The organism is Mesorhizobium sp. CA10, from assembly GCF_020165285.1.
Lineage (GTDB): Bacteria > Pseudomonadota > Alphaproteobacteria > Rhizobiales > Rhizobiaceae > Mesorhizobium.
Map to the genome: position 1 here is coordinate 402,242 of NZ_JAIUHV010000005.1, position 16,662 is coordinate 418,903.

Here is a 16,662-nt window from a genome sequence, read left to right on the forward strand (position 1 = left end):
CAAGTCCTTACCTGGCCGCGAAAAAATTTACGAATGTGTACCACCCGTGAAATCTAGGTAAATTCGCCGGACAGATTTCGTTAACCACATCGGTCAGCTTGCCAGCTGCGGCAGGTCGCGGAACAGCTCCAGCGCCTCGGGATTGGCGAGCGCTTCCTTGTTCTTCACGGCACGGCCGTGGACCACGTCGCGTACGGCGAGCTCGGTGATCTTGCCGGACTTGGTGCGCGGGATGTCGGCGACGGCGACGATCCTGGCCGGCACGTGGCGCGGGCTGGCGCCGGTGCGGATCCTGGCGCGAATGCGCTTTTCCAGATCCTCGTCCAGGGTCACGCCGGGGGCGAGCCGCACGAACAGCACGACACGGACATCATTGTCGAAATCCTGGCCAATGCAGAGCGCCTCGAGGATTTCCGGCATCTGCTCGACCTGGTTGTAGATCTCGGCCGTGCCGATCCGGACCCCGCCCGGATTGAGCGTGGCATCGGAGCGGCCGTGGATGATCATGCCGCCATGTTCCGTCCATTCGGCGAAGTCGCCATGGCACCAGACATTATCGAAACGCTCGAAATAGGCCGCGTGATATTTCATGCCTTCGGGGTCGTTCCAGAAGCCGATCGGCATCGACGGGAAGGCCTTGGTGCAGACCAGCTCGCCCTTCTCCTGCCGGACAGGCTTGCCGTCGTCGTCCCAGACGTCGACCGCCAGGCCGAGGCCAGGACCCTGGATCTCCCCGCTCCAGACCGGCTCGGTCGGCACGCCGAGCACGAAGCAGGAGACGATGTCGGTGCCGCCCGAGATCGAGGCCAGGTGCACGTCCTTCTTGATGCCGTCATAGACGAAGCGGAAATCCTCCGGCGACAGCGGCGAGCCGGTGGAGGAGATGGTGCGCACGCTCGACAGATCGTGGCTCGCGATCGGCTTCAGACCGGCCTTGCGAACCGAATCGATGAATTTGGCCGAAGTGCCGAAATAGGTCATCTTCTCGGCATCGGCGAAATCGAACAGCGCATTGCCGTCCGGGTAGAAAGGCGAGCCGTCATAGAGCAGCAGCGTCGCGCCGGAGGCGAGGCCCGAGACCAGCCAGTTCCACATCATCCAGCCGCAGGTGGTGAAATAGAACAGGCGATCGCCGTCGAGTAGGCCGGCATGCAGCCGGTGCTCCTTGACGTGCTGGATCAGCGTGCCGCCGGCCGAATGCACGATGCATTTCGGAATGCCGGTCGTGCCCGAGGAAAACAGGATGTAGAGCGGATGCGCGAAGGGCAGCCGCTCGAAGCTCACGGGCTTTGCGGCAAAGGGCGAGAGCGCGTCTTCGAGCGCGGCTGCCTTGTCGATGGTTGCGGCGACGTCGCTCGAGGTGCCGAGATAGTCGACGATCAGCACCTTGCTCAGGCTTGCCAGCTTGTCGGCGACAGCGCGGATCTTGTCGGCCACCTCGATCGCCTTGCCGTTGTACCAATAGCCGTCCGGCGCGATGAAGACGACCGGCTCGATCTGGCCGAAGCGGTCGAGCACGCCCTGCTCGCCGAAATCGGGAGAGCATGACGACCAGACCGCGCCGATCGAGCTTGCCGCCAGCATCGCGGCGATGGTCTCGGGCATATTCGGCATCATGGCGGCGACGCGGTCGCCGGCCTTGACGCCGAGCGACAGGAAGAGCTGCTGCAGGCGCGAGGTCAGCGCGTGGAGCTCGTTCCAGGAGAGCCGCCGCTCGACCTTGTCCTCGCCGCGAAAGACGATCGCCTCGCCGGCGCCGGTCTTCTGCAAAAGGTTCTCGGCGAAATTCAGCCTGGCGTCGGGGAAGAACGAGGCGCCGGGCATCCGCTCGCCGTCGACGAGGCGCCGTTCGCCCTTGTCGCCGACAAGCGCGCAGAAATCCCAGACCAGGTCCCAGAAGGCTTCGCGGTCGTCGACCGACCAGCGATGCAGTTCGGCATAGCCGGAGAAAGAACGCGCTGTCTTTGCCTCCGCGGCCTTCATGAACGCGGTCATCGGCGCTGCGTCGATCCGCTCCTGCGTCGGGGTCCACAAAGGTGTGTCGGCGGCCATGATCGCTCCTCCCAAAGCGTCGCGTTCGAGCCAGTTAAGCCCAACGTCGCACATGCCATCGTCCCAGAAACGGCGTGCGATTGCGGATCGGGATCGTGCAGACCGCTTATGCATATTGCGGCGCAGCAGAGCAAGATTTTGTTCGGGCGGCCCATGGCGGCCGCTGTGCAAATGCCATCGCAAGGCCATAAAGACTTGAAAAGCGTCGGCGCTCGGTTACACCCGTCGGGCGATTTGTCGGCAACGAAGGCATACGGGGCGAAATGCGATCATCTCTGATCCGGCGCGGGGTGTGGGCGATCGGCGTTGCCGTGCTCGTCATCGCGCTCGCGGTCGCGGCGCTGCCGCTGATTGCCTCGACCCGCATCGTGCGCGACCGCATCGCCTGGGAATTGAGTGCCTGGAGCGGCTTCAGGGTCACGATCGACGGCTCGCCGCGCATCGAGGTGTGGCCGAAATTCAGGGCGATCCTCAGCGACGTGACGCTGTCGCAGTGGACCGAGACCGAAACGCCGCCCGTGGTTGAGGCCGACCGCGTGGAAGTCGATCTCTCCGCCATGGCGGCCTTGCGGGGCAACGTCGCCTTCTCGACTGCAAGGCTGGTGCGCCCGACTATCAGGGTGCAGCGCACGACGAGCGGCTTCTATCTGCCGCCGCTTCCGACCGGGGGGCGCATCACGCGCTCGATCGACACCGCGCGCGGCGTGGTCATCGCCAACCCGCAGAAGCCGGATCTCGGCAAATTGCCATCCGATCCGTTCGGCACCGTCGAATTCCGCGATGGTCGCGTGGTGACTTCGGTCGACGGCAAGGACATCGAAATCCTGAGCAGCCTGAGCGGCCAGGTGAACTGGGAAGCGATGAACAGCGAGGCGTCGCTGACCGCGAGCGGAATCTGGCGCGGCGAAAGCATGCAGCTCGATTTCTCCTCGGCGAAACCGCTGGTGCTGTTTGGCGGAGGGGCGGCACCCGTCACCCTCTCCTTCAAGGCCGCGCCCGCGACATTCTCCTTCGACGGAACGGCCTCGATGTCCGACAACGCCTATCTGGACGGCCAGGCGAAGTTCGCCGCGCCGTCGCTGCGGCGCGTGCTGGAGTGGTCGCAGGCAGGCATCGCGCCGGGTGCTGCGATCGGCGCGGTCTCGATCGCCAGCAAGGTGAACGCCTCGGCGGGGCGCGCGAAATTCGAGAACACCACGGTCACGTTCAACAACAACCCGGGCATGGGCGCGCTGGATTTCTCCGTCGCCGAGGGGAGCCCGGTGATTGCCGGCACGCTCGCCTTCGACACGCTGGATCTCAGATCTTTCCTGTCGGCTTTCACGCCTATCGCGCCGACCGGCGAGGCCGGCCCCGGCGATATCGACACCAGTTTCGCCGACCGCATCAATCTCGACCTCAGGCTGTCGGCGGCGCATGCCATGGCGGGGCCGGTCCAGCTCGCCGACGTGGCGGCGACCGCGCAGGTCAAGAACGGTCTTGCCGTCTTCGACATATCCGACGCGTCGGCCTTCAACGGCAACATCCAGAGCAGCCTGCGCTTCGACCGCAAGCCGGAAGGCACGCAGGTCGAGATGCGGCTCCTGGCATCGGACGTGGATACGGGAGCCTTTGCCACGGCGGCGGGAATGACGCGGCTGGTGCCGGCCAGCACCGGGACCGTATCGGTCATCCTCAAGGGACCGGGCAAGGCCTGGAATTCCATCTTTGAGAATGCCGACGGATCGTTCTCGGCGACGTTCGGTCCGGGCACTATCAACGGGCTCGACCTGCCGGCCTTCCTCAAGCGCAACCAGCAAGGCGGTTTCTTCGCGCTCGACGACGTCGCCAATGGATCGCTGCCGATCGACGGCGCCGAGATCAAAGCAAGCATTTCGAAGGGCGTGGCGCGCCTGGACAAGGCCGAGATCAATTCGCAGAAATACAAGATCTGGCTGTCCGGCATCGCCTCCTATGTCGGACGCGGGCTGGCGCTCTCGGGCGGAGTGGTGCCCAACGGACAGCCCGCGCAGCAGCCCCAGCAGGCCAACAGTCAGGCGGCCAGCCCGGCTCCCGCGCCGCCGAGCCAGCCGCTGTTCTTCGTCGGCGGCAACTGGAGCGCGCCGTTCATATCGCCGATCGCTCCCGGCGTTTCAGGCCAGTAAATGCGAGGGACGCAAAGCGTCCCCGCTTCTCGTCACGCTCAACCGCGCTGCGCGGCCTGCTCGTCGAGCTGGCGCTGGATCTCGCGCCGTTTGTTGGCGATCGAGGCGATGATGACGCCGACCGCCACCACCGCGATCAGGATGGTGCAGGCGGCGTTGATCTCGGGCGTCACGCCGAGGCGCACCTGGCTGTAGATCTTCATCGGCAGCGTGGTGGCGCCGGGACCCGAGGTGAAGCTCGCGATGACCAGATCGTCCAGCGAGAGCGTGAACGCCAGCATCCAGCCGGAGATGATCGCCGGCAGGATGACCGGCAAGGTGATCTGGAAGAAGGTCTTCACCGGCGGCGCGCCGAGATCCATCGCCGCCTCCTCCAGCGAACGGTCGAACGTGACCAGCCGCGACTGCACGACGACGGCGACGAAGCACATGGTGAAGGTGATGTGGGCGAGCGTCACCGTGACGAAACCGCGGTCGAGCCCGACGGCGACGAAGAGCAAGAGCAGCGAAAGGCCGGTGATCACTTCAGGCATGACCAGCGGCGCGAAGACCATGCCCGAGAAGAGCACACGCCCGTTGAAGCGCGTGTAGCGCGTCAGCGTGATGGCGGCGAGCGTGCCGAGCACGGTGGCGACGGTTGCGGAGATGACGCCGACGCGCGCGGTCACCCAGGTGGCGTCCATCAGGCCCTGATTGTGGAACAGCGACACGTACCATTTGGTCGAAAAGCCGCCCCAGACGGTGACGAGCTTGGATTCATTGAAGGAAAAGACGATCAGAAGCACGATCGGCAGATAGAGGAAGGCAAAGCCCAGCACGATCGAGGCGATGTTGAAGCGGCTCCAGGTCGAGTTCATCTGCCCTGCTCCTGTGCCTTGGCCTGAGCCTGCTGGAAGAACATGATCGGAATGGTCAGCACCAGGAGCAGGATGACGGCCACCGCCGACGAGACCGGCCAATCACGGTTGGAGAAGAACTCGTTCCAGAGCGTCTTGCCGATCATCAGCGTCTGCGAGCCGCCGAGAAGGTCGGGGATGACGAACTCGCCGACGGCCGGGATGAACACCAGCAGGCAGCCGGCGACAACGCCTGGCAGCGACAGCGGGAAGGTGATCTTCCAGAAGGCGCCGGTCGGTGGACAGCCGAGGTCCTGCGCCGCCTCGATCAGCGAATAGTCCATCTTCTCCAGCGAGGAATAGAGCGGCAGCACCATGAAGGGCAGGTAGGAATAGACGATGCCGATGAAGATAGCGGTGTAGGTGTTGAGGATCACCAGCGGCTGGCTGATCAGGCCGGTGGCGAGCAGAACCTGATTGAGCAGGCCCTCGGGTTTCAGGATGCCGATCCAGGCATAGACGCGGATCAGGAATGAGGTCCAGAAGGGCAGGATCACCAGCATCAGCAAGGTCGGGCGGATCGTGGCCGGCGCTCGCGCCATGCCATAAGCGATCGGGTAGCCGACGATCAGGGTAAGTATCGTCGAGATCCCCGCGATGACCAGGCTCGTCACATAGGCTTTGAAATAGAGCGCGTCCTGGGTGAGCCAGGTGTAGTTATCGAAGTTGAGCTCGCGGACGGCGGCGAAAAATCCCGAAACGCCGTCCTTGAAGCCGAACACCGGAGTATAGGGGGGCATTGAAATCGCCGTTTGCGACAGCGAGATCTTGAACACGATGACGAAGGGAACAAGGAAGAAGAACAGCAGCCAGAGATAGGGGACGATGATGACCAGGCGGTTGACGAAGCCTGTTGTCAGCCTCGCCGGCAGTGTTGCGGTTTCGGTTGATCGGGCGGCGGTCGCTGCGATATCCGTCATCTCAGCCTCCTACCTGGTCAACACGACGCCGGCATCGGGCCGGAAGGAGACCCAGGCGCGATCGTTCCAGGTGAGCGGATCCTCGGTGATGCGCGAGGCGTTCAACGCGCTTGCCCGCACCATCTGGCCGTCGTCAAGCTTGATATGATAGACGGTCATGTCGCCGAGATAGGCGACGTCGTAGACCTCGCCTTCGAGCGCGTTGACGGCATCGGCCGGCTTTTTCGAGGAGACCTTGATCTTCTCCGGCCGGATCGCGAAGACGATGTCGGAGCCGGCAGCGGCGTTGCTGCCATTGTCGACGACGATCTGCGCTCCTGTCGCGCCGGTGATGCGCGTGGTGCTTGTCATATGTTCAGCAACCTTGCCTTCGAACATGTTCACATTGCCGACGAAATGCGCAACGAAGCGCGAGGCCGGCGCCTCGTAGATCTCGGCAGGCGTCGCGACCTGCATCACCTCGCCCTTGTCCATGATGGCGATGCGGTCGGCCATGGTCATGGCCTCCTCCTGGTCGTGGGTGACGACGACGAAGGTGAGGCCGAGCTCCTGCTGCAGGTCCATCAGCTCGAACTGCGTTTCCTCGCGCAGCTTCTTGTCCAAAGCGCCGAGCGGCTCGTCGAGGAGCAGAACCTTCGGGCGCTTGGCGACCGAGCGGGCAAGCGCCACGCGCTGGCGCTGGCCGCCCGAGAGCTGGTGCGGCTTGCGCTTGGCGAACTGCTCGAGCTTGACGAGCTTCAGCATCTCGGCCACGCGCTTTTCGATATCGGGTCCAGGCATGCCCTCCTGCTTGAGGCCGAAGGCGATGTTCTTTTCCACCGTCATATGCGGGAACAGCGCATAGGACTGGAACATCATGTTGACCGGCCGCTTGTAGGGCGGGATGCCGCGCAAATCCTGTCCGTCGAGGAGGATGCGGCCCGCCGACGGCTCCTCGAAGCCGGCGAGCATCCTGAGTAGGGTCGACTTGCCGCAGCCCGAAGCGCCGAGCAGGGCGAAGAATTCGCGCTCGAAGATGGTCAGCGACAGGTTGTTGACGGCAGTGAAATCGCCGAACTTCTTGGTCACCTTGTCAAACTGGATATAAGGCTTGGCGTTCGGGTCGTTCCAAGGCGAGAAATCCCTGCGGATGCTGCCAAGCGATTTCATGGTCCCCACTCCGTTACTTTCTTAAATTCCCCAAAAGAATACGACCCCGGCAGTTGGCTGCCGGGGTCGTGTCTCTATGCTTACTGGCCGGTGACGATCTTGGTCCAGGTGCGCGTGATGATGCGCTGTGTCTTGGGATCGTATGGCGCAACCGTGTACAGCTTCTTCATCGTCTCTTCGTCCGGATAGACCGCAGGATCCTCCAGGATCGCCTTGTCGATGAATTGCTGCGAAGCCTTGTTGCCGTTGGCGTAGAGCACGTAATTCGACGATTTGGCGATGACTTCGGGCGTCATCATGTAGTTGATGAACTCGAGCCCCTCGGCGACATGCGGGGCGTCAGCGGGGATCGCCATCTGGTCGAACCACATCTGGGCGCCTTCCTTGGGCACAGAATAGGCAATTTCGACGCCCTGCTTGGCTTCCTCGGCGCGGTTGCGCGCCTGGAAGACGTCGCCCGACCAGCCGATCGCCAGACAGATGTCGCCATTGGCCAAGGCGTTGATGTATTCGGACGAATGGAACTTGCGGACATAGGGCCGGACCTTCAGCAAGGCCTCCTCGGCCTTGGCAATGTCATCGGGCGAGGTGCTGTTGGGGTCGAGGCCGAGATATTTCAGCGCCGCCGGAATGACGTCGGTGGGAGAGTCCAGCACATAGACGCCGCAATCCTTCAGCTTGGCCAGCTTGTCGGGATTGAAAAAGACGTCCCAGCTGTCGATCTTGTCGGTGCCGAGCGCGGCCTCAACCTTCTTGACGTTGTAGCCGAGGCCGACTGTGCCCCACATGTAGTTGACCGAATATTCGTTGCCCGGATCGTATTTGGCGGTACGCTCGGAAACGACATCCCACATGTTGGAGATGTTGGGCAGCTTCGACTTGTCGAGCTTCTGGAACACGCCTGCCTGGATCTGACGCGCCAGGAAATGGGCGCTCGGCACGACGACGTCATAACCGCTGCCGCCGGCAAGCAGTTTCGTCTCCAGGATCTCGTTGGAATCGAAGGTGTCGTAGACGACCTTGATGCCGGTCTTCTTGGTGAAGTCGTCGATGATCGAGCTATCGATATAGTCCGACCAATTGTAGACGTTGACGACACGGTCTTCGGCGTGGCCGCTTATTGTGAAAAGCATCAGAAATGCCGACGTCGCCGAAAGCCAAAGCGCTTTGCGGATCATGGTGTTCTCCTTTGGTGAGTGTTCCCTCGCCGGCTCGTCGCGATATGGCGGCGCGGCGTTAGTTTCAGACTATTGAGCTTTCCGGAGAGCGACAAGCGTGAACTGCCCACGCCAAGGTCGATCAAGGCATCGAGGTTCGAGGCGCCCCACCCTCCCAGGCGAGGCACCCGGGCGGCGTCAACGGCATTCACCGTGGCGTAAGCAGAGCTATGACGATGCAGTCCGGTCCCGAGCAGGCCGGCGGAGTCACTTGGCAAGATACGCCTGTGTTGTTGTTGCCGTGATCGCAGCCTGCCCGCCCGGCAACTGGGTTGTCAATGGGGGAGGCTGCCTAAAGCGCGTCACGCTGAAAGGGATTTAGGCGAAGCGCTTTAAGTCTTTGTTTTGATGCATGTCGCTCTCCCAAAACCGCTGCGCACTTTTGGGCGACATGCATTAACGTCAATTGGGCGACGGCAGGCCGGTTACGCCGGGACGTGCAGGCCGCGCCTGTCGCTTGAACTCCAGACCGATGTGGACGAGCAGTGCCGTGACGACGACCGCGCCGCCGATGATGGTGCGCACCGACGGCACTTCGGAATGGACAAGCCAGACCCAGATCGGCCCAAGGATCGGCTCGAAGGTGCCGAGCAGCGCCGCGATCGCCGCCGGCACCAGCCGCGCGCCCATGGCGAAAAAGGCGAGGCCGACGCCAAGGTTGATGACGCCAAAGGCAAAGAGGAAGCCCATGTCGCGCCCCGACACCGCGAATGCCGAGGCCTGGGAAGCGGCGAACGCACCGGCGAGCAACGCGCCGAGACACGTGGCCGGCACCATGCGCACATGGGCAAAGCGCCGGGTGATCACGGTCGCGAGCGAAAACATCACCGCGATCAGCAGCGCCAGGCCGTCGCCGATCGGCGAGACGGCGCCGCCCAGGGATTCGGAAACCATGATGGCGACGCCGGCGATGACGGCGGCGATCGCGATCCAGGTGGCCGGAGCGACCCGTTCACGAAACAGCAGCCAGGCAAGGAGCGCCGCAAGCAGCGGCACGCCGGCCTGCATCAGGAGGATGTTGGCGACCGTGGTGTAGGCAAGCGCCACCACGAAGCTGGTCGAAGCGGTGGCGAAGCAGAAGGCGACGCCAAGGCCGGGCAGTCCCATGTGTCGAAAGAGCTTCAGGGTGCCGCGCCAGCCGTCACGCCACAGCATGAAGGCGATCAAAAAGGCCACGGCCCACAGCGAACGCCAGAACACCACGGTCCAGCTGTCGCCGACCTGGATGAAACGGGCGATGGCGCCGCCGAAGCTCCACATAAGCGCCGAAAGGAAGACCAGGAGCATGCCGATCCGCTCCTCGCGCGGCGAGACGGCTGGCAAGGCGGCGCGGGGCGAGGCGGTATCGGTCATGGACATGACTGTCAGCGGGTTGCGTTCGATGCAGCAAGGACAACAAGACTTGTGTTTTAGGCGACAGAACTGTGCCCCAGAAAGAATTATGCCTCAATCGCGTAGCGCAAAGACGCCGGCCCGGCGTGATCCAGCACCCGGCGAGACTTAGGACACATCCGCCGATGTCATCCTTGAAAATCGAAGGCGCTGAGGCCCGTCACCATCTCGTCGAGGCCGAGCGGGCGTGTCACCGGCGGCTCGGCGCGCGCCAGGCAGCCGACGCGCTCGCAAAGCCTGCAGGCGGGGCCTACCGGCGTAGCGAAGCCTTGACCGGGCTTGCCGGCGGCTGCGGCCGGCAGCGCCGCGCCATAGACGATATCGTCGCGAAAGCCGATATCGCAGCCGAGCAGGAGCGCGGTGCGGCGCGGCCGTTCGGAGAAGGCGCCCTGCGGACCTTCCAGCGTGCGGGCGATGCAGAGGAATTCGGCGCCGTCCGGCATCTCGACCGCTTCGACGAGGATCTGGCCGGGCTGCGAGAACGCCGCATGGACGGGAAGCTTGGGGCAGCCGCCGCCGAAGCGGCTCTGCGGATAGCCCTGGCTGCCGGCCTTGCGGAAGCGGTTGCCGGCATTGTCGACTTCCAGCATGAAGAACGGCACGCCCGCCGCGCCCGGCCGCTGCAGCATGGTCAGTCGATTGGCCGCCTGCTCGAAGGAAACGCCGAAACGGGAACGCAGGACGTCGATGTCGTAACGGCCGCGAACGGCGGCGGCATGGAAAGCCTGATAGGGCATCATCAGCGCATGCGCGGCATAGCGGCCGAGCTCGAAGCGAGCGAGCCGGCGGGCCTCGTCGGTACCGAGCTTCAGCGCCTGGATCTCAGCCGCGATGGCTACCGACATGCGTATGAGGCTCGCCTCCATCGCGACTTCGCGCAATTGGTCGAAAGGCGACAGCCGCTCGGACAGGAAGAGACGCTGCGAATGGCGATCGTAGCGGCGGCGCCAGTTGGGCATGGTGGCGACCGGCAGCACCTTGACGACGATGCCGTGCTCGCGCCTCAGCCAGGCTTTGAGCGCGCCGAACAGATCATCACCGGGGTCGAGGACCGATGTGAAAGCCTCCGCCTCCTCTTCCAGCGAAGCGAAGTGGTTCGGCCGGCGCTCAAACACGTCATGGACTTCGTCGGAAGGCATGCGGGTGCCGGACAGCGCGGTTGCCCTGCCCTCCTTCGCCAGAAGCTGGTTGAGATCGGACAGGCGCTCGGCCTGCTCGCGATAGGCGCGAAAGAGTTTCACCATCGCCGCCGAAGCGTTCGGCGCTGTTTCGGCGAGGTCGATCAGTTCCTGATCGCCGGGCAGTTCGCCGGCAAGAAGCGGATCGCTGAAGGCTTCGCGCAAGGCCGCGATCGAGCCTTTTGTCTCTCCCTGCAATTCATGCGGATCGACCTTGTAGACGGAGGCCAGCTTGAGAATGAGCTGCACCGTCAGCGGCCGCTGGTTGCGCTCGATCAGGTTGAGATAGGAAGGCGAGATGCCCAGCCCTTCGGCCATCGCCGTCTGGGTCAGGCTCCTGGCGTTGCGCAGCCGGCGCAGCCGCGGCCCGGCGAAGATCTTCTGGTCGGCCATCCCTGCCATTCCTTGACAATAATTTACATTAACATCGAGTCCAGCGCTCGCTTCGCCGCTTTTACAATCGTGACAAATTTACAGAGCTGACTTGTCAATGGCAACACAGCTTTTCCTTTATTTGCCGAGGCATCTTGCGGTTTTTCTAGGTGCCTTTCGCGCTGCAATGTAAAGAATGTCATACGCAGAGGTCGCAAGATATGCCTTTGCGATGCAGCGCTGACGCAGTTCTTAAAACGACCCGGAGTGACCAATGACCGATTTTTACAACCTCGTCCCTTCCGCGCCGGAAGGCCGTTTCGACGGCATCGAGCGCCCCTACTCGCCGGAGGATGTGAAGCGGTTGCGCGGCTCCGTGCAGATTCGCCAGACGCTGGCCGAGATGGGTGCGAACCGGCTGTGGAAGCTCATCCACGAGGAGGATTTCGTCAATGCGCTGGGCGCGATGTCGGGCAACCAGGCCATGCAGCAGGTTCGGGCCGGCCTGAAGGCGATCTATCTCTCGGGCTGGCAGGTGGCGGCCGATGCCAACACCGCCTCGGCGATGTACCCAGACCAGTCGCTTTACCCGGCCAATGCGGCGCCGGAACTGGTCAAGCGCATCAATCGCACTTTGCAGCGCGCCGACCAGATCGAGACGTCCGAGGGCAAGGGGCTGTCGGTCGAGACCTGGTTCGCGCCGATCGTGGCCGACGCGGAAGCCGGCTTCGGCGGCCCGCTCAACGCCTTCGAGATCATGAAGGCGTTCATCGAGGCCGGCGCCGCGGGCGTCCACTACGAGGACCAGCTGGCGTCGGAAAAGAAGTGCGGCCATCTCGGCGGCAAGGTTCTGATCCCGACCGCGGCGCATATCCGCAACCTCAACGCGGCGCGCCTTGCGGCCGACGTGATGGGCACGCCGACGCTGGTCGTGGCGCGCACGGACGCAGAGGCGGCGAAGCTTTTGACCTCCGATATCGACGAGCGCGACAGACCTTTCGTCGACTACGACGCCGGCCGAACGGTCGAGGGCTTCTACAATGTCAGGAACGGCATCGAGCCTTGCATCGCGCGCGCCGTGGCCTATGCGCCGCATGCCGACCTGATCTGGTGCGAGACCTCGAAGCCGGATCTGGCGCAGGCCAGGAAATTCGCCGAGGGCGTGCACAGGCACCATCCGGGCAAGCTGCTCGCCTACAATTGCTCGCCGTCCTTCAACTGGAAGAAGAACCTCGACGACGCGACTATCGCGAAGTTCCAGAAGGAGCTCGGCGCGATGGGCTACAAGTTCCAGTTCATCACGCTCGCCGGCTTCCACCAGTTGAACTTCGGCATGTTCGAACTGGCGCGCGGCTACAGGGACCGTCAGATGGCCGCCTATTCGGAACTGCAGGAGGCCGAGTTCGCGGCCGAGGCCCGCGGCTATACCGCGACCAAGCACCAGCGCGAGGTCGGCACCGGCTATTTCGACGCCGTGTCGATGGCGATCAGCGGCGGCCAGTCTTCGACCACCGCCATGCATGAATCGACCGAGCACGCCCAGTTCAGGCCGGCGGCCGAGTAACGATAACAACCAGAGGCAACGCCCGCAGGGCATCTACAGCGAGGAGAAGACCAATGGCATCGATAAGCCGCGTCAAGGAGAGGGCAGAAGAGCAATCGAGCGCGATGAGCGTCGACCAGCAGGCGACGATCCGCATGCTCGCCAACGATCTGCACAGGCTCAACCAATCGGTCATGAAGGCAGTCGAGGCCGGCGTCTCGGTGGAGCTGGTGCGTTCGGCCAGGCACCATGGCGGCGACGGCAACTGGGGAGACCTTTTGATCCCGGTGATCGTTACCCAGCAGAGTCACACTTGACGTAACGTCAACAGTCTCGGCGATAGTCTCCCGCGCGCTATACGCTCGGGAGACTACCGCATTTTTTCGATTTGCCTTCGTCGCCGGGCGTACGACTTGCGCTGAATTCCAGAATTTCTTGCTATATTTTCGACCTCGATCGTTTCAGCTTGACAGCGGCCGCGATCTCACCCAATTGTGCCTCAGGTTTCAACCCTGCATTGAACCAGAGTGCCCAGCCCGCCGATGTGTCCCGCCAATCGTGACGACTCCGAAAAGCACCTGAAGTCGGCGGCCCGGACCGGCGCGATCACGGCTGACTTTTCAAAGGTGCTCGTCGTCGGAAAATCGTCGATCAACCGGGTTGTAGTGTCGAAAATCGTCGAGAAATCGGGACTGAAGCCGATTTCGGAGCCGCCCGAGATCGCCGAGAAGACACTGACCGGTCAACTGCCCGGCGCCGTCATCCTGGACGGCGGACCGGACAACATGGATTGCGACCGGCTGATGTCGGCCATCGACGCGCTGCGGCGCGCCTCCGGCAAGCCGCTGCCCGCGGTGATCCTGCTTTCAACCAGGAATGGCACACCGGAAAGCCTCGGCCTGTCAAGCGTGGTCGATGCGGTGGTTGCCAAGCCGATCACGCCCGAGCGGCTGCAACCGGTGGTCGATCGCCTGGTTGGGCGCGGCTAGGCTCGAGCGTTCACTCGGCCTTTGCGATAGCCTCGACAAGGCTCGGCAACTCGCCAAGATCTGCAATCTGGCGGAAGCGCGGCGCCGCGACAGGCGCCTCGGCCTGTTCGATCGCCCAGGTCAATTCGTGCGGCACATGGATGCCCCAACTGCCGGCCTCGATGGCGGGAATCACGTCGGACTTGAGGGAATTGCCAACCATCATGCTGTTCTGCGGACCACGGCCATGGCGGCTGAAGATGCGGGCATAGGTGGCGGTGCTCTTGTCGCTGACGATCTCAACTGCGTCGAAGAGGTCACCCATTCCCGATTGCGCAAGCTTGCGCTCCTGATCGAAGAGGTCGCCCTTGGTGATCAGCACCAGATGGTAGGAACCCGCCAGCTTCTCGATCGTCTCGCGTGCGTGCGGCAGCGGCTCGATCGGGTGGCTGAGCATCTCGCGGCCGGCAGCCAGTATCTCGCCGATGATCGAACCAGGCACCTCCCCGCCGGTGACCTCGACCGCTGTCTCGATCATCGACAAGGTAAAGCCCTTGATGCCGAAGCCGTAGAGGGCGAGATTGCGCCTTTCCGCCTCGAGCAGTCCTGCCGCGATTTGGTCGTGGTCTCCGTGCTCCGCCAGCATTGCGGCAAAGCGCTTCTCAGTCATGCGGAAGAACTGCTCGTTCTGCCACAACGTGTCGTCGGCATCGAAACCTATCGTGGTCAGATGAGAGGCGGGCATATGCGGACACCGTTCTTCATGGACGGCCGGTTTAGCCGTTGTTACGGCCTGCCGCCAGCCTGAAGACGGACGTGCGCCCGGCGCCTCCCCTTCCCTTTCCCCGCTGCGCCCGGCTATAGTTCGAAATCCGCAACACAATCTGGTGAATGATGCCGCCTGAAAAAAAGGAAGTCCGTCCGTCAAGCCGGGGGGGACGCGCCCGCACGCCTGCATTCCTGAAAAACGAACGCGGCGTGAAGAACTGGAAGGAAGCCAGCGCCTGGCTCGAATGGCGCGGCATCGAGGACATCGAGTGCATCACGCCCGACCAGGCGGGCGTCGCCCGCGGCAAGATGATGCCGTCGAAGAAATTCACCTCCAACACCTCGCTGGCGCTGCCTTCGGCCGTGTTCATGACGACGATCTCGGGCGGCTATCCCGAGGACGGCAACGGCTTCCATTATCCCGAGGACGATGGCGACCTGAAGCTTTTGCCCGATCTCTCAACGCTGACGGCTGTGCCCTGGGAAGAGGATCCCACGGCGGCAGTGATTTGCGACCTCGTCCACCAGGACGGCCGCTCGGTCGAGTTCACGCCGCGCAACGTGCTGAAGCGCGTGCTTGCCGCCTATGACGAGCGCGGCCTGAAGCCGGTGGTGGCTCCCGAGATCGAATTCTATCTGGTGCGCAAGAATCCCGACCCGGACTATCCGCTGACGCCGCCGGTCGGGCGCTCGGGCCGACCGATCGGCGGCGGCGCCGGCTATTCGATCGCCGGCGTCAACGAATTCGACGAACTGATCGACGACATCTACCATTTCTCGGAACGTCAGGGCCTGGAGATCGACACGCTGATCCATGAGGAAGGCGCCGGCCAACTCGAGATCAATCTGCGACACGGCAACCCGATCGAGCTTGCCGACCAGGTCTTCATGTTCAAGCGCACCATTCGCGAGGCGGCGCTTAAGCACGAGATCTACGCCACCTTCATGGCCAAGCCGATCCAGGGGCAGCCGGGCTCGGCCATGCACATCCACCAGTCGGTCATCGACAAGAAGACCGGCAAGAACATCTTCTCGGCCGAGGACGGCTCCGAGACGGACGCCTTCTTCCATTTCATCGGCGGCATGCAGAAGCACGTGCCGAACGCGCTGGTGATGTTCGCGCCCTACGTCAATTCCTACCGCCGGCTGACGCAGCAGGCCTCGGCTCCGGTCAACAACAAATGGGGCTACGACAACCGGACCACCGCCTTCCGCGTGCCGCGCTCCGATCCGGCAGCGCGGCGCGTCGAAAACCGGATCCCGTCTTCCGACGCTAACCCTTATCTGGCGCTTGCCGCGTCGCTTGCCTGCGGGCTGATCGGCATGACCAGAAAGATCAAAGCTGAACCGCCGGTTCTGACCACGGCCAATGCCGACGAGATCGACCTGCCGCGCAGCTTGCTGGAAGCGGTCGATTTGTTCGAGGCCGACAAGGAGCTCGGCATTATCCTCGGCACATCCTTCGCCGCCACTTACGCAGCGATCAAGCGGGCCGAGTTCGAAACCTTCATGGAAGTGATCAGCCCGTGGGAGCGGGAGTATTTGTTGCTGAATGTTTAGGGGAGTAGGGGAGTAAGGCAGTAGGGGAGTAGGGGAGTAGGGCAGTAGGGCAGTAGGGGACGATGGCGAAGATCGAGTCGTACAGAGATTTGGTCGTCTGGCAGCAGGCTATGGACCTCGCAGTTTCGATTTATGAAACGACAAGGGCGTGGCCGAAAGAAGAGGTCTATGGATTGACAACTCAGCTACGCAAGGCAGCCGCTTCCGTGCCGGCTAACATTGCAGAAGGCTATGGACGAGAAAGCCGGGCTTCCTATCAACAGTTTCTTAGAGTTGCCCAAGGGTCACTCAAAGAGTTGGAAACTCACTTACTGATCGCGCAGCGCGTCGGAATCACTTCGAGCGAAGCAGCCCAACAATTGATGATACGTAGTGAGAGCGTGGGAACACTCTTGCGGCTTCTGATCCGTAAATTGTCACCCGTATAGCTGCCCTACTGCCCTACTCCCCTACTCCCCTACTGCCTTACTCCTCTACTCCTCTACTCCCCTACTCCCCTACTC

Annotated in this window: 14 protein-coding genes; 6 read left to right on the forward strand and 8 right to left on the reverse strand. The window is 63.0% G+C overall.

Annotated features, from left to right (window positions below; all coding sequences use genetic code 11):
- Positions 1–93: 93 nt before the first annotated feature.
- Positions 94–2,052 (reverse strand): acetoacetate--CoA ligase, encoded by a 1,959-nt coding sequence (locus tag LB535_RS14300; RefSeq protein ID WP_224632651.1) that lies wholly within the window; start codon positions 2,050–2,052, stop codon positions 94–96.
- 263 nt (positions 2,053–2,315) lie between these two features.
- On the opposite strand from LB535_RS14300, the gene LB535_RS14305 reads away from it, so the two are divergent.
- A complete protein-coding gene (locus tag LB535_RS14305) occupies positions 2,316–4,196 on the forward strand; it encodes an AsmA-like C-terminal region-containing protein (protein ID WP_224632652.1) in 1,881 nt (626 codons plus the stop codon).
- 38 nt (positions 4,197–4,234) lie between these two features.
- On the opposite strand, the gene LB535_RS14310 is transcribed toward LB535_RS14305, so the two are convergent.
- From LB535_RS14310 to LB535_RS14335, 6 genes are all read right to left on the reverse strand, one after another.
- On the reverse strand, positions 4,235–5,053 hold the full coding sequence (locus LB535_RS14310) for an ABC transporter permease (RefSeq protein WP_224632653.1): 819 nt from the start codon (positions 5,051–5,053) through the stop codon (positions 4,235–4,237).
- On the reverse strand, positions 5,050–6,012 hold the full coding sequence (locus LB535_RS14315; RefSeq protein WP_224632654.1) for an ABC transporter permease subunit: 963 nt from the start codon (positions 6,010–6,012) through the stop codon (positions 5,050–5,052). Before LB535_RS14315 ends, LB535_RS14310 begins: the two co-directional genes overlap by 4 nt.
- Positions 6,013–6,021: 9 nt before the next feature.
- On the reverse strand, positions 6,022–7,161 hold the full coding sequence (locus LB535_RS14320; RefSeq protein ID WP_095769945.1) for an ABC transporter ATP-binding protein: 1,140 nt from the start codon (positions 7,159–7,161) through the stop codon (positions 6,022–6,024).
- A gap of 80 nt (positions 7,162–7,241) precedes the next feature.
- Positions 7,242–8,339 carry a polyamine ABC transporter substrate-binding protein gene (locus LB535_RS14325; protein ID WP_224632655.1) on the reverse strand — a complete coding sequence of 366 codons (1,098 nt, stop codon included), beginning with the start codon at positions 8,337–8,339 and terminating at the stop codon, positions 7,242–7,244.
- Positions 8,340–8,780: 441 nt separating this feature from the next.
- On the reverse strand, positions 8,781–9,731 hold the full coding sequence (locus LB535_RS14330; protein WP_224632672.1) for a DMT family transporter: 951 nt from the start codon (positions 9,729–9,731) through the stop codon (positions 8,781–8,783).
- A 167-nt stretch (positions 9,732–9,898) separates the two neighbouring features.
- On the reverse strand, positions 9,899–11,341 hold the full coding sequence (locus LB535_RS14335; RefSeq protein ID WP_224632656.1) for a short-chain fatty acyl-CoA regulator family protein: 1,443 nt from the start codon (positions 11,339–11,341) through the stop codon (positions 9,899–9,901).
- A 253-nt stretch (positions 11,342–11,594) separates the two neighbouring features.
- On the opposite strand from LB535_RS14335, the gene aceA reads away from it, so the two are divergent.
- The 3 genes from aceA to LB535_RS14350 all read left to right on the forward strand — a co-directional run bounded on the left by aceA (position 11,595) and on the right by LB535_RS14350 (position 13,852).
- On the forward strand, positions 11,595–12,884 hold the full coding sequence (aceA, locus tag LB535_RS14340; RefSeq protein WP_224632657.1) for an isocitrate lyase: 1,290 nt from the start codon (positions 11,595–11,597) through the stop codon (positions 12,882–12,884).
- Between the two features lie 53 nt (positions 12,885–12,937).
- Positions 12,938–13,180: a hypothetical protein gene (locus LB535_RS14345; protein WP_027168360.1), complete on the forward strand. Its 243-nt coding sequence runs from the start codon at positions 12,938–12,940 to the stop codon at positions 13,178–13,180.
- 225 nt (positions 13,181–13,405) lie between these two features.
- Complete coding sequence (locus LB535_RS14350) at positions 13,406–13,852, forward strand: response regulator (protein WP_224632658.1); 447 nt, start codon at positions 13,406–13,408, stop codon at positions 13,850–13,852.
- A gap of 10 nt (positions 13,853–13,862) precedes the next feature.
- On the opposite strand, the gene LB535_RS14355 is transcribed toward LB535_RS14350, so the two are convergent.
- Positions 13,863–14,576: an HAD family hydrolase gene (locus tag LB535_RS14355; protein ID WP_224632659.1), complete on the reverse strand. Its 714-nt coding sequence runs from the start codon at positions 14,574–14,576 to the stop codon at positions 13,863–13,865.
- A 146-nt stretch (positions 14,577–14,722) separates the two neighbouring features.
- Between LB535_RS14355 and LB535_RS14360 the strand changes: the two genes are divergently transcribed.
- A complete protein-coding gene (locus tag LB535_RS14360) occupies positions 14,723–16,159 on the forward strand; it encodes a glutamine synthetase family protein (protein ID WP_411965913.1) in 1,437 nt (478 codons plus the stop codon).
- Between the two features lie 62 nt (positions 16,160–16,221).
- Positions 16,222–16,587 (forward strand): four helix bundle protein, encoded by a 366-nt coding sequence (locus LB535_RS14365; protein WP_224632660.1) that lies wholly within the window; start codon positions 16,222–16,224, stop codon positions 16,585–16,587.
- Positions 16,588–16,662: the final 75 nt, after the last annotated feature.

Coding starts and splice junctions, on each gene's coding strand:
- LB535_RS14335 (WP_224632656.1), bottom strand. CDS start 11,341: ATGGCCGACCAGAAGATCTTCGCCGGGCCGCGGCTGCGCCGGCTGCGC.
- LB535_RS14355 (WP_224632659.1), bottom strand. CDS start 14,576: ATGCCCGCCTCTCATCTGACCACGATAGGTTTCGATGCCGACGACACG.
- LB535_RS14360 (WP_411965913.1), top strand. CDS start 14,723: ATGATGCCGCCTGAAAAAAAGGAAGTCCGTCCGTCAAGCCGGGGGGGA.
- LB535_RS14330 (WP_224632672.1), bottom strand. CDS start 9,731: ATGACCGATACCGCCTCGCCCCGCGCCGCCTTGCCAGCCGTCTCGCCG.
- LB535_RS14350 (WP_224632658.1), top strand. CDS start 13,406: ATGTGTCCCGCCAATCGTGACGACTCCGAAAAGCACCTGAAGTCGGCG.
- LB535_RS14305 (WP_224632652.1), top strand. CDS start 2,316: ATGCGATCATCTCTGATCCGGCGCGGGGTGTGGGCGATCGGCGTTGCC.
- aceA (WP_224632657.1), top strand. CDS start 11,595: ATGACCGATTTTTACAACCTCGTCCCTTCCGCGCCGGAAGGCCGTTTC.
- LB535_RS14365 (WP_224632660.1), top strand. CDS start 16,222: ATGGCGAAGATCGAGTCGTACAGAGATTTGGTCGTCTGGCAGCAGGCT.
- LB535_RS14325 (WP_224632655.1), bottom strand. CDS start 8,339: ATGATCCGCAAAGCGCTTTGGCTTTCGGCGACGTCGGCATTTCTGATG.
- LB535_RS14300 (WP_224632651.1), bottom strand. CDS start 2,052: ATGGCCGCCGACACACCTTTGTGGACCCCGACGCAGGAGCGGATCGAC.
- LB535_RS14320 (WP_095769945.1), bottom strand. CDS start 7,161: ATGAAATCGCTTGGCAGCATCCGCAGGGATTTCTCGCCTTGGAACGAC.
- LB535_RS14310 (WP_224632653.1), bottom strand. CDS start 5,053: ATGAACTCGACCTGGAGCCGCTTCAACATCGCCTCGATCGTGCTGGGC.
- LB535_RS14315 (WP_224632654.1), bottom strand. CDS start 6,012: ATGACGGATATCGCAGCGACCGCCGCCCGATCAACCGAAACCGCAACA.
- LB535_RS14345 (WP_027168360.1), top strand. CDS start 12,938: ATGGCATCGATAAGCCGCGTCAAGGAGAGGGCAGAAGAGCAATCGAGC.